The sequence below is a fragment of the Mycobacterium tilburgii genome, from assembly GCF_902168065.1.
Lineage (GTDB): Bacteria > Actinomycetota > Actinomycetes > Mycobacteriales > Mycobacteriaceae > Mycobacterium > Mycobacterium tilburgii.
The window spans coordinates 1-11,243 of record NZ_LR655753.1 but is presented as its reverse complement, the minus strand read 5'-3'; the positions used below and the strand labels follow the sequence as shown (position 1 = coordinate 11,243).

The 11,243-nt window shown below is 65.2% G+C and carries 10 protein-coding genes and 3 pseudogenes; 5 read left to right on the top strand and 8 right to left on the bottom strand.

All coding sequences use genetic code 11. The features are described 5' to 3' along the window. Window positions 1-166: 166 nt before the first annotated feature. The 5 genes and pseudogenes from FQ389_RS20915 to FQ389_RS16780 all read left to right on the top strand — a co-directional run. A pseudogene (locus FQ389_RS20915) lies at window positions 167-385 on the top strand (WXG100 family type VII secretion target); the annotation flags it as partial. Between the two features lie 956 nt (window positions 386-1,341). Continuing rightward, the gene (locus tag FQ389_RS22990; RefSeq protein ID WP_144209670.1) at window positions 1,342-1,587 is read left to right on the top strand and encodes an ADP-ribosyltransferase domain-containing protein; all 246 of its coding nucleotides are present in this window, start codon (window positions 1,342-1,344) and stop codon (window positions 1,585-1,587) included. A gap of 711 nt (window positions 1,588-2,298) precedes the next feature. Further along, window positions 2,299-3,216, top strand: coding sequence for an HAD family hydrolase (locus tag FQ389_RS16790; RefSeq protein ID WP_144209663.1), 918 nt, complete (start codon window positions 2,299-2,301; stop codon window positions 3,214-3,216). Window positions 3,217-3,262: 46 nt separating this feature from the next. Continuing rightward, complete coding sequence (locus FQ389_RS16785) at window positions 3,263-3,775, top strand: FAS1-like dehydratase domain-containing protein (protein WP_144209660.1); 513 nt, start codon at window positions 3,263-3,265, stop codon at window positions 3,773-3,775. A 10-nt stretch (window positions 3,776-3,785) separates the two neighbouring features. Next, entirely contained in the window at window positions 3,786-4,712 is a 927-nt protein-coding gene (locus FQ389_RS16780; RefSeq protein ID WP_144209657.1) for a cyclopropane mycolic acid synthase family methyltransferase, read from the top strand. Window positions 4,713-4,830: 118 nt separating this feature from the next. Here FQ389_RS16780 and FQ389_RS16775 read toward each other — a convergent pair whose 3' ends face one another. The 8 genes and pseudogenes from FQ389_RS16775 to FQ389_RS16740 all read right to left on the bottom strand — a co-directional run. Next, the gene (locus FQ389_RS16775; protein WP_144209667.1) at window positions 4,831-5,913 is read right to left on the bottom strand and encodes a lysophospholipid acyltransferase family protein; all 1,083 of its coding nucleotides are present in this window, start codon (window positions 5,911-5,913) and stop codon (window positions 4,831-4,833) included. Further along, window positions 5,910-7,037, bottom strand: a complete 1,128-nt coding sequence (locus tag FQ389_RS16770; RefSeq protein ID WP_144209654.1) for an SDR family oxidoreductase — start codon at window positions 7,035-7,037, stop codon at window positions 5,910-5,912. The genes FQ389_RS16775 and FQ389_RS16770 overlap by 4 nt, the downstream gene beginning before the upstream one ends. An 83-nt stretch (window positions 7,038-7,120) precedes the next feature. Beyond that, window positions 7,121-7,222 (bottom strand): 30S ribosomal protein bS22, encoded by a 102-nt coding sequence (locus tag FQ389_RS16765; RefSeq protein WP_003402602.1) that lies wholly within the window; start codon window positions 7,220-7,222, stop codon window positions 7,121-7,123. Window positions 7,223-7,359: 137 nt separating this feature from the next. Continuing rightward, window positions 7,360-7,608: a cell division/environmental response transcriptional regulator gene (locus FQ389_RS16760; RefSeq protein ID WP_144209651.1), complete on the bottom strand. Its 249-nt coding sequence runs from the start codon at window positions 7,606-7,608 to the stop codon at window positions 7,360-7,362. Between the two features lie 139 nt (window positions 7,609-7,747). After that, a complete protein-coding gene (proC, locus tag FQ389_RS16755; protein ID WP_186296491.1) occupies window positions 7,748-8,626 on the bottom strand; it encodes a pyrroline-5-carboxylate reductase in 879 nt (292 codons plus the stop codon). Window positions 8,627-8,683: 57 nt separating this feature from the next. After that, a pseudogene (locus FQ389_RS16750) lies at window positions 8,684-9,439 on the bottom strand (thioesterase family protein); the annotation flags it as partial. Window positions 9,440-9,463: 24 nt separating this feature from the next. After that, complete coding sequence (locus FQ389_RS16745) at window positions 9,464-10,306, bottom strand: sugar phosphate isomerase/epimerase family protein (protein ID WP_144209643.1); 843 nt, start codon at window positions 10,304-10,306, stop codon at window positions 9,464-9,466. Window positions 10,307-10,321: 15 nt separating this feature from the next. Next, a pseudogene (locus FQ389_RS16740) lies at window positions 10,322-11,023 on the bottom strand (hypothetical protein); the annotation flags it as partial. Between the last annotated feature and the right edge of the window lie 220 nt (window positions 11,024-11,243).

The window sequence follows — 11,243 nt, the reverse complement described above, 5'->3', positions numbered from 1 at the left end:
GGTGGGCAGGGCGGCTCGGGGCAGGCCTAACTCCTCGGCGTGGCAGCTGTGGCACCGCGGGGCGCGTGAGGTCGAGGCCGGGCTGTCGATCCTGGCGGTGGCGCGGGCCGGCCAGGGATTTCAACGCACCGAAGCTGTTCGCGTGCAGGCGTTCGGCAGGTGCACGATGTCTGATGCGTTTCGGGTGGGTACCGAGGCGTTGGCCGACGCGGTGCAGCGGATGGCGGAATTTCAGCGGTACGACGAAAGCATGATCGCCGAAATCGACTCGCTGGTAGGCAATCTGCATGACACCTGGTCGGGCGCGGCCGCGTCGGCCCACGCCGAAGCACACCAGCATTGGGCCCGCGGCGAAGCGATGATGCGCGCGGCGTTGGCGCAGTTACGCGCCGCGGGCGCCGGGCGACTTCACATCCAAGGTCGAGGCACTGGAAGCCGAGATCGCGTCCACGCTAGCCGAGGCCACGACGATCGCCGACACGATGGCCAACTACGCCGCCAAGCAGTGGGATCGGTTCCTGCACGCCACTCCCGTCAGGCATGCCGTCGGCCTGGTTGGGCCACGGCACCAAGGAGTTCTTCTCCGAGGCCGGGGTTCGTCAAGGGGCTCTACGACATCAGCCAGGTGCGCCTCGTGCTCGACCCGGTGGGTTACTTCCACGATCTGAACGGCATGGTGATTGCCGAAACTGCCCAACCCACCGGCCGTGAAGCCGCCAGAGGCGCCCAGGACCCCGGCGCCGGGTGTTAAGCCTCCGGAACCCGACAGCCCGTTGCCACCGCCCAAGGCGGGCCCCGCTCCGGCCGGTGCTCCGCTGCCGCACAGCCCCACCGAACCTAAGCCGCCGGTCGGCGAGACCCCGCAACCGATTACCGCGCCGTTAACTTCCGCGGGCAAGCCAGCGATTGCCCTTCCCGGCGAGCCCGCATCGCCCCCGCATGGGCAGGCGCCGTCCCACACACCGACCGCGATAGGCGCCGCACCCACGCCTGCAGGGGCCGCCGCACCCCACCTGACGTCGGCGCCGTCCTCCCCCACGGGCGAAGGGATTCCCGGCAAAGCGGCACTCCCCCACGCCGGCGCACCACATCCGCCCGGCGACGGTCAACCGCCGCATGGACCGGGTGACGGCAACGGACATCCACCGACCGATGGTTCGCCGCACAAACCCGGGGATGGGGGCAATCCTTCATTACCGGTAACCCTCCTGAGCTTGGATGAGCTGTCGGCACTCGGCGACTACACTGGGGCTGGTTATCGAGACCTGAATAACGCTCTTAAGATCGACTTTTGGACACAGCTCAACAGGCGCGCGTTGACGCGATAACGCGCTAGACAAGCTGCCGCCCTACGAAGGTCCAGTCATCCGCGGCGCAAACGTACCGGCCGACGCGCTCGACCGGTATCAACCTGGTCGAGTCGTTACAGAGCCCGCTTTTACGAGCACGACAATTCTTCGTGCCGTCGCAGCGGGACCAGCATTCGTTGGGAACGTCGAGTTCAGGATTTTCTCGACTACCGGACGAGATATATCTTCTTTCTCGATGTACCCCGACGAGCAGGAAATTTATTTCCGCCCGGCATAAAATTTTACGTTGTAGGCAAGGCCGTCGATCCATAGACGGGTCGGACCATCATCAAAATGTATAGAGCGCTAGAGGAAACTACACGATGGCCGAGAAAATCGAAGGAAATACTTTTTCCACCCCTGAAGAGGGTCGAGAGGATTGAAATGATGTTTTCTCGGAACGCGGATGCGGGCAAGGCCGTTGTGCTGAATTTGGGAGACGACGTCCGTTCTGACCTACGGCTGAAAACATTATTCGTAGAATGGCGCGACCGCGGGCTTAGTTCACAGATACAAGTCGAGCCAGCCGATCAGCCCGCCGCCCAGTTCTTGAAACGGGAGATGTCAACTATAAAAAGGGATACGCTGAGCAATATCTCAAGCGGTACACGTTCAAAGACGACCCTGGCACGTACAGTTATGCAATGCCATCGGACGCAGTGTACATACAACTCCTCGCGTTATCGTTTCGAGGAGCTGACCGCAGCACTGCTGCACGGTATGCCGGAGAGCATCACATCGAAGGTGCCCGGCCGGCGCCGGTAGGCGGCGTCGGAAGCATAAGACCTACAAGCCATTTCGCATCCGCACGGCGGCCCACGCAAGCAAACAGCCTTCATGACATCAATTCATGCCAGAGGTGTGACGTGAACCGCATGATCTGCCGGATAGGGTTGATGATGGCCGGTAACCGGCCACCGGGCGGGACGGCGTTTTAGGAGGTGTGGCGATGACTTGCTCTGAGTCGGGTGGGACGAACGGCGCAGATCCCGCCGTCCGCGTCGACTTGGAGTCGGTGGCCGCCAACGCCAGCGCGGCCCACGCCCTCGAGGGTCTACAGGAGTCGCCTGCCGACGAGGGCCGCCCGCAGCCGCCGATCGACCTGACCGCCGCCGCGTTCTTCGACGTGGACAACACGCTGGTGCAGGGCTCCTCCGCGGTGCACTTCGGCCGCGGCCTGGCCGCTCGCAACTACTTCACCTACCGCGACGTCCTCGGATTCATCTACGCGCAGGCCAAGTTTCAGCTACTCGGCAAGGAGAACAGCGACGACGTCGCCGCCGGCCAGCGGAAGGCATTGACCTTCATCGAGGGCCGCTCGGTCGACGAGCTGGTCGCCCTCGGCGAGGAAATCTACGACGAGATCATCGCCGACAAGGTCTGGGCGGGAACCCGCGAGCTCACCCAGATGCACCTGGACGCCGGACAACAGGTGTGGCTGATCACAGCCACGCCGTACGAACTCGCCGCCACCATCGCCCGTCGGCTCGGCCTGACCGGCGCGCTGGGCACGGTGGCCGAGTCCGTCGACGGGATCTTCACCGGCCGGCTGGTCGGTGACATCCTGCACGGCCCCGGCAAAGCGCACGCCGTGCGGTCGCTGGCGATCCGCGAGGGCCTGAACCTGAAGCGGTGCACCGCCTACTCCGACAGCTACAACGACGTGCCCATGCTGTCACTGGTAGGCACGGCCGTCGCGATCAATCCCGACGCGCGGCTGCGCAGCCTGGCCCGCGAACGGGGCTGGGAAATCCGCGACTTTCGGACCGCGCGCAAGGCAGCGCGGATCGGAGTGCCCTCGGCGCTGGCACTGGGCGCCGCGGGCGGTGCACTGGCTGCGCTGGCGTCTCGACGGCAATCGCGCTGATAGGCTGCGCCGCTGAGCGACAAATCTAATGGAGAGCGGCAATAGCATGACAACTCCAGAAAGCGCCGAGGGCCTCATCGGTAGTCATTACCGGGCACCCGATTACTTCGAGGTGGGACGCGAGAAGATTCGCGAGTTCGCGGAGGCGGTGAAAGACGACCACCCGTCGCACTTCAGCGAGGAGGAGGCCGCGAAGGTGGGCTACTCGGCTGTGGTGGCCCCGCTGACGTTCCTGGCGATCGCCGGACGGCGCGTTCAGTTGGACATCTTCACCAAGTTCAGCATCCCGATCAACATTGCCCGCGTCCTGCACCGGGACCAGCAATTCCGGTTTCACCGCCCGATCCTGGCCCACGATAAGCTGTATTTTGACACCTATCTAAACTCGGTAATCGAGTCCCACGGCACCGTAATCGCGGAGATCCGCAGCGAGGTCACGGACGCCGAGGGCAAACCACTCGTCACGAGCACCGTCACGATGCTGGGCGAGGCGGCACACCAAGAAGCCGGCGCTGAAGCAACCGTCGCCGCAATTGCAACCATTTCTGCTGGAAAGTAGGACGATTCAGATGACGTCAAAGGGGGAATCAGGTGGCACCAAGCTAAAGCCGCCGGTAGAAGCGGTTCGGTCCCACTACGACAAGTCGAACGAATTCTTCAAGCTCTGGCTTGATCCGTCGATGACGTACAGCTGTGGTTACTTCGACGAGAATCCGGACCCGAACAACCTCACCAAGACGTTGGAAGAGGCGCAGTACGCCAAACGCAAACTCGCGCTGGACAAGCTCAACCTCGAGCCCGGCATGACGCTGCTCGATATCGGCAGCGGTTGGGGCTCGACCATGCGGCACGCGGTGGCCGAATACGACGTCAACATAATCGGTCTGACGCTGAGCGAAAACCAGTACGCCCATTGCGTGGCGGAGTTCGACAAGATGGACAGCCCGCGCCGCAAGGAGGTGCGGATTCAGGGCTGGGAGGAATTCCCCGACGAGCCGATCGACCGTATCGTGTCGCTGGGCGCGTTCGAGCACTTCGCCGATGGGGCCGGTGACGCCGGGTACGAGCGGTACGCCACGTTCTTCAAGAAGTATTACGACTTGCTGCCCGACGACGGCATCATGCTGCTGCACTCGATCGTGGTCCCCACCCGCGAAGAGGGCAACGCGATGGGCCTGAAGGTGAACATGACCCTGCTGCGGTTCATCAGCTTCATCCTCAAGGAGATCTACCCTGGCGGAAAGCTGCCGCAGGTTGACCTGGTGGACAAGTACGCGACCGACGCGGGTTTCAAGATCGATCGGCACCACTTCATCGGCAAGAACTACGTCCCGACGCTGACCGCCTGGGCGGATGCGCTCGAGGCGCACAGGGACGAGGCGGTCGCCCTCAAGGGTCAGGACACCTACGACATCTACCTGAAGTACCTGCGGGGCTGTTCGGATCTGTTCCGCGACGGCTACACCAACGTCTGCCAGTTCACGTTGGTCAAGTAGGTCCGCCAATACATCTTTGCCGCAGCCGGCGCTGGGTGCGCGGCGAAAGTCGGGTTGTTGGGCCGTAATACGGCTAAATCACCCAACAACTCGACGTCGAGCAGCGAAGTGAGGCGGTTCAGCCCAAGAAGATATTGCGCCGCCCGGCCAGCAGCCGGTACAGCGTCTGTTGGATCGTCTCGCGCACCTGATCGGTCAACTCGAACGTGACCATCGGGTCGTCGGCGTCCGACGCCGCATAGTCGTGGGTGTAGATCGGTTCCGCGAAGGCGATGCGCCACTTCGACGGCAACGGCACCAGGCCGGCCGGGCCGGCCAACGGGAACAACGGGGTCACCGGGAAGTAGGGCAGCCCGAACAGCCGCGCCAACAACTTCACGTCGGCGATCATCGGGTAGATCTCCTCGGAACCGATGATCGAGCACGGGATGATCGGCGCCTTGGTTCGCAGCGCCGCCGTCACGAACCCGCCGCGGCCAAACCGCTGCAACCGGTAACGGTCCTCGAACCGCTTGCCCAGACCCTTGTAGCCCTCCGGGAAAACCGCGGTGAGCTCGCCGGCGGCCAGCAGCCGATGCGCATCGGTCGTGCAGGCCATGGTGTGGCCCGCTTTGCGCGCGGCCTCGCCGATCAGAGGCAGATCGAACACCATGTCGGCGGCCAGCAGGCGCATGTCCCGGTGCGCGGGATGCTCGTCGTGCACCGCCACCGACAGCATCAACCCGTCGAATGGCAGCACGCCGGCGTGGTTGGCCACCAGCAGCGCGGCGCCCTCGCTCGGCAGGTTCTCGATCCCGCTCACCTCGACGCGGAACCACGACTTGAAAAAGAAACGCAGCAACGGCCGAACAATGGCGTTGTTGAAATGCGGATCGAACCCGAATTCGTCGACGCTGTAATTGCCCGTCAACCGCTTCCGGAAGAACCCGGCGACCGCGGCGACCTGCTGAGCAAACTCGTTGAGTGGTATTTCACACGAAAGTCCCGTGCCCGCGGCACGGCGGTGGCGGTGCTCATCGATCTCACAGACCACTGCGGCAATCTGTTCGGCCGATGCGCGACCGTGTGGATCGGCCAACAGCGAAGGATGTTGACGCGAAGCTTCGGCACGCTGATCGGCTCTCCGGCGAGCCGCTACCCGACCCCTATTGCTATGCAGTGGAATGACATTCGCTCTGGTTTCACCCGCCACAATATCTATCTGACCCCACTCCATGGAATTGGATTTCGGCTACCCCAGCGCCGCGCTAAGGCTATGGCGCGACCTTCCAAGGAGCGTACCCGATCAGGGTCGATTATGGGAGCCAGGCCACGACCACAAACGTAGTCATCGAACGCCTCTGCCGTCGTCCATTTCGGCTGGTAGCCGAGCTCCGAGCACATTCTGGAGGTGTCCATCACGCGGCCATAACTCAGGTAATTAAATTGCTCGCGATCGATCTCAGCGTAGCGGTTAGCCCATCTCAGTGAATCGAGCGCCCACACGCCGCATCCGGGCACCGGCAACGGAATCCGGCCCGCCCGCCGAATCGCTTGAGACAGCATGAGAATTCCGTCGGCACCGATGTTGAAGGTGCCGGCCTTGCCGGCTATCACCGCGCGTTCCAGCGCGCCCAGCGCGTCCTGCTCGTGCAGCAACTGCAGCCGGGCGTCGCGGCCGAGCATTGTCGGGACCAACGGCCCGGCCAGATACCGCGACAGCGTGGTGTCCATCGCCGGCCCAATCATGTTGGCCAGCCTTAAAATCGTCACCGCGACGTCGGGGCGGCGCCGGCCCAGCCCGCGCACGTAGCACTCGATGTCGAGGGAGTCCTTCGCGAAGCCGCCGCGCAGCGGGCGACGGCTGCTGCTGTCCTCGGTGAACATCACCGGATCGTGCGGGCTGGACCCGTAGACCTCCGAGGTCGACTTGAGCACCACGCGGCGCACCGAAGGCGCTTTCTGGCAGGCCGCGAAGAGCTGCATCGCGCCCATCACGTTGAGTTCCTTCAGCGCCGCCGAACCGCCGGAACGCGGCGCATACAAAGCCGCCGCGGCGTGCACCACGGTGTCGACGTCGCCGTTGCGAATAACTTTACCTATGAACGGGTTTCGGATGTCAGCCCGGACGAACTCGGCACGCCCCATGCGGCGGAGCATGCCCTTGCTCGGGGCGATGGCGTCCACGGCGATGACCGTCTTGATCATCGGATTCTGCGCCAGCCGGGCCGTCAGGTAGCCGCCGAGAAACCGGCAGGCACCAGTTACCAGCACCACTTTCGGGTAGTGCAGGGTTTCATCCGCGTTGTCGCCCGTTCCGGTGCCGCCCCCGCTCGACGAGTCCACTCGACCAGCCTAACGGCCGACACAAGCCGCGTCGCTATAGCCGCGCGGCTGTCGGTGAGAACGAGATTGTTGCGGAGCGGAGGTTACTTGCCCAGTTTTCTGCGTTGCACCCGCGTGCGACGCAGCAGCTTGCGGTGCTTCTTCTTCGACATACGCTTGCGCCGCTTTTTGATTACTGAACCCATGAACTCCGCTATCTGACCCGGGACCACTTTATGACTTGACCCGAATACTTTACCCAACCGGCCACCTGCAATACCAAACCGGCGTCCGGTCAGACGTCGAACACCGGACGTCGACGCAGATCGTGGCGCGAGGGCGACTAGCCGGCGTCGAAGTAGGACGTCTCCAGCATGTCGTGGACGGCCTTGGCGTGCACGCGGAACGACCGGCCCACGCGCACTGCCGGCAACTCACCGCTGTGCACCAAGCGGTAAACCGTCATCTTGGAGACCCGCATCAGGGCCGCTACCTCGGCGACAGTGAGAAATTGTGTCCTGGACTGCTGGCCATCGACAGAAGCCGCCTTACCTGCGGAATCTCGCGCTGATGGCCCGTTCGTAGACGTCATCGCTACCCAATCGTGTCAGGCCCACGCAATGCCAGCGGCTTCCCCTCCGCTGGCACCCACACGGGCATACAAAAGGAGAATAGCGGGACTAGTGGGGTTACTGGTACTGGTGAGAGACAATCAGTTGAATAATCTTCAATTACTCCGATGTAATTCTTAGCTGCTCAGAGCGCATTTTGGCGGCCTGCACGGCCGCGTCGACGGTGGCTCGCAGCCCCCCGCGCTCGAGTTCGCGCAGCGCAGCGGCGGTCGTTCCGCCGGGCGAGGTCACGGTGGCGCGCAACTGTGCGGCGGTGGTGTCTGCCTGCCCACCCGGCGCCTCCCCCTCGGCGGCTCGCGACGCTTGATCCAGCCGTTCCAGCAGCAGCGCCGCCGATCCGGCCATCGTCTGCGCCGCCAGCTCGGTGGCAACCTCGCGGCTCAGGCCCGCCGCGACACCGGCATCCACCAGCGCCTCGACCATCAACAAGAAATACGCCGGCCCGGAACCCGACACCGCGGTCACCGCGTCCATCTGCGACTCGGGCAGGGTCAGCACTCCACCGACCGCACCGAACAGCGCCGAGACCTCCTCGAGCTGCGGCGGGGTGACGAACCGGCCCTTGGCCAGGGCGGTCACACCCGCACCCACCACGGCCGCCGCGTTAGGCATCGCCCGCACCACCGGGGTGCCGGCCGGCAGTTTGGACTCGAAGTAGGTGAGCGAGACTCCCGCCGCAACGGTGACGAACACCTGTTCTCCGCTGCCGCCCTCGGCCGCACCGGCGGCCTTGCACAGCTCGGTGGTCAGCGCATCGAAGTCGGCGGGCTTCACCGCGACGACGACGAACGCCGCGCTCTCGGCGGCGTCGGACGGCGACGAGGTCACCCAGACCGAGTAGGTGTCGGCGAGGTACTTGGCCCGCTCGGGCACCCGCTCGACCACCACCAAGTCCTTGACTTGCCGCCCCGCCCGCAGCAGACCCGACAGCAACGCCTCGCCCATGCTGCCGCCGCCGATGATTGCGATTCTTGTCACGGGAGAAAGCATCGCAGACCGCCCCGCTTGCGCGGATTACCCGGGGCACAGGCACCAGTGGTCCTCGTCGAACCAGTCGTGCCCGATCTCCAGGCAGGTGCAGATCACCCGTAGCCATCCTTCGGCGGGCAGCGCCCGCAGAAACGCCGTGAGCTGGATCGTGGGCGCCCGGCCGGTGCGCTCCACGGCGAAGGTCACCGGTGCCGACAGATCCCCGCACATCAGCACATCGGGCAGCCCGTCGGGAGCCGCACCACGGGGCCACGCCCACATCTGCAGCACGGGGGTCGCCCGTCGGGGCTGGGCTCCAGCGTGGACAGCAGCGGCCGCACGTCGCAGCCCTCGCCCAGATGCACCAGGCCGGCTAGCGGATTGCCCGGGAACGATCGGTTCGAAGTCGTCGGGCGGCTCCGGCGCCATCAGATCCACGACGGGGTTCGCCGACAACAGTGGCTCCGCCGAACAACCCGCCGAAAAGTGTTCTAGGGAACCAAGATTGACCACCGCGTGGAAGGCGGTGCGATCGCCCTGCATGAGCTCGACGTCGAAGACACTGATCCGCCGCCGGCGCTTGCGGATCGCGGTGACCAACCGCATCGGCCCCGGGGTGGGTGCCCACAAGAAGCTCGCCGACACCGCGACCGGTTCGTGGCCGGCTTCGGCGCAGGCGTGACGGACAGCGTTGGCGCACAACGCCAGCATCGCGCCGCCGTGCACCTTCGGGACCGATGGTCCAATGCTTGTTGAGTTCGCCTCGTAAATACCTGGCTCGACCTCCCGCAAGCGCATCGCGGCGGTGAATAACGCGGTCATGATCTCCTGGGGGTCGCGGCACGGTTATCGCAGCAGATTCGTGCGAGCGAATTGCAGCGATTCGGCGAGCATCGCCTCGCGCTCGTTGGCCGAGCGTGCGCTCGACGTGGACACCTCGAGGATGACATGGCCAGCGAAATGACCGACGGCCAGTCGCTGGCACACCTCCGCGGTGGGCTGGGTGCCGCGGCCGGGCACCAGATGTTCGTCGGAGGGCCGGCCGCTGCCGTCACACAAATGCAGATGCACCAGGCCGGCGCCCATCCGCTGCGCCATCTCCAGGGCGTCGGTGCCCGCGGTCGAGGTGTGCGACAGATCCAGCGTGTAATGCGAGTGGTTGCCGTCCAGCGGGTCGAACGACGGGGCGAACGCCGAGATCGCCGGGCCCGGACCGCCGCCGCGGCGGCGCATCCGCTCCCGCGACTGGTCGGCTCCGAAAAACCGGTCCGCCCGGAACGGAAACATGTTCTCCACGGCGACCAGCACGTCACTGGAGGCCTCCAGCGACTTCACCTGCTTGCTGAAGCCCTCGGCGTAGCGCCGCTGCCAGCGAAACGGCGGATGCACGACGACGGTCTGGGCTCCGAGCTCCTCGGCAGCCCGCACACTGCGCTCCAGCTTGAGGATCGGGTTGGAGCCCCACACCCGCTGCGAGATCAGCAGGCACGGCGCGTGCACCGAGAGCACCGGCACCTGGTAGCGCCGGGACAGCCTCTGCACGGCACCGATGTCCTGGCTGACCGACTCGCTCCACACCATCAACTCGACGCCGTCGTAGCCGAGCTTGGCCGCATACTCGAACGCCGCCTCGGCCCTCAACGGATAGACCGACGCCGTGGACAGGCCGACTTTGATCGCGGGGCGCACTGTAGGCGGTGGCGCCTAGCCGGTTTGCATGGACAGGGCCAGCGGTCCCAGGGTGATCAGCGCCCCGACCGCCACCGCGATCAGCGTGCTGGCGATGTCCTCGGTTTTGCGGACCACCCACACACCGGACACCAGGCCGAGGATGACCAGGACCGACAGCACCAGCGCCACCAAGCTGTTCCACCGCCACAGCTGATCGAAGGCGATGAACAATCCCGCGCCGAACGCAACGGCCAGGATCGACTGGAAGACGATCAGACTGCCCCGCCACAGCGCTTCGAGCCTGCCGGGTTCGTCGTGCGCCTCCGCGGCCCGCGCCGACCGTGCAATCTCGTCCTTCGCTGCGGTCTCGCTGGCCAGGACGGCCGCGTCGGCCCCCTCCCGCTCGTCGCTGCGGCGCCGCGCCACCTCGTCGGCCAGGGTCTGCCCACCGAACAGGGTGGAATTTGCCCCGTGCAGGTAGGACCGCACGTAGGCGGAATCCTCGGTCGCGGGTTCGGCCTCGCGCACGTCGGAGTCCATGACATCCACCGGCATGTCGGCGTACTGCTCGAGCGGATCCGGGCTCATGTCCTCGGCCTCGGAGGACGAGGCCGCCGGGCGGGCGCGCTCGGCCGGTCGCTCGGCGTCACGGCGGACGAGCCGCGGGTAGGCGCTACGTTCGGGTCCGGGGTGCGGGGCGGGGCGGGGCAACTTGGGCCACGGCGGCTCGGTCTCCAGGCGGGGCGCCGCGGGGGGGCGCCCGGGTGTCTCTTTTAAACATCTGACGCCGCCGGCGATATGGAGGGTGGGGAGTCTGGGGGGGGCCCGCTGCGTATAAAAAAAAAAAGAAGAGAGTGTGGATGGTGGCGTAGTGTTGGAAGTATTGTGGGTGTGACATGTCGTGGCTGCGGTGTTGTGTCGGGTGTGTGGGATGAGGTGCAGTGTGTGGGCGTGG

Coding starts and splice junctions, on each gene's coding strand:
- FQ389_RS16790 (WP_144209663.1), top strand. CDS start 2,299: ATGACTTGCTCTGAGTCGGGTGGGACGAACGGCGCAGATCCCGCCGTC.
- FQ389_RS16785 (WP_144209660.1), top strand. CDS start 3,263: ATGACAACTCCAGAAAGCGCCGAGGGCCTCATCGGTAGTCATTACCGG.
- FQ389_RS16780 (WP_144209657.1), top strand. CDS start 3,786: ATGACGTCAAAGGGGGAATCAGGTGGCACCAAGCTAAAGCCGCCGGTA.
- FQ389_RS16765 (WP_003402602.1), bottom strand. CDS start 7,222: ATGGGTTCAGTAATCAAAAAGCGGCGCAAGCGTATGTCGAAGAAGAAG.
- FQ389_RS16760 (WP_144209651.1), bottom strand. CDS start 7,608: ATGACGTCTACGAACGGGCCATCAGCGCGAGATTCCGCAGGTAAGGCG.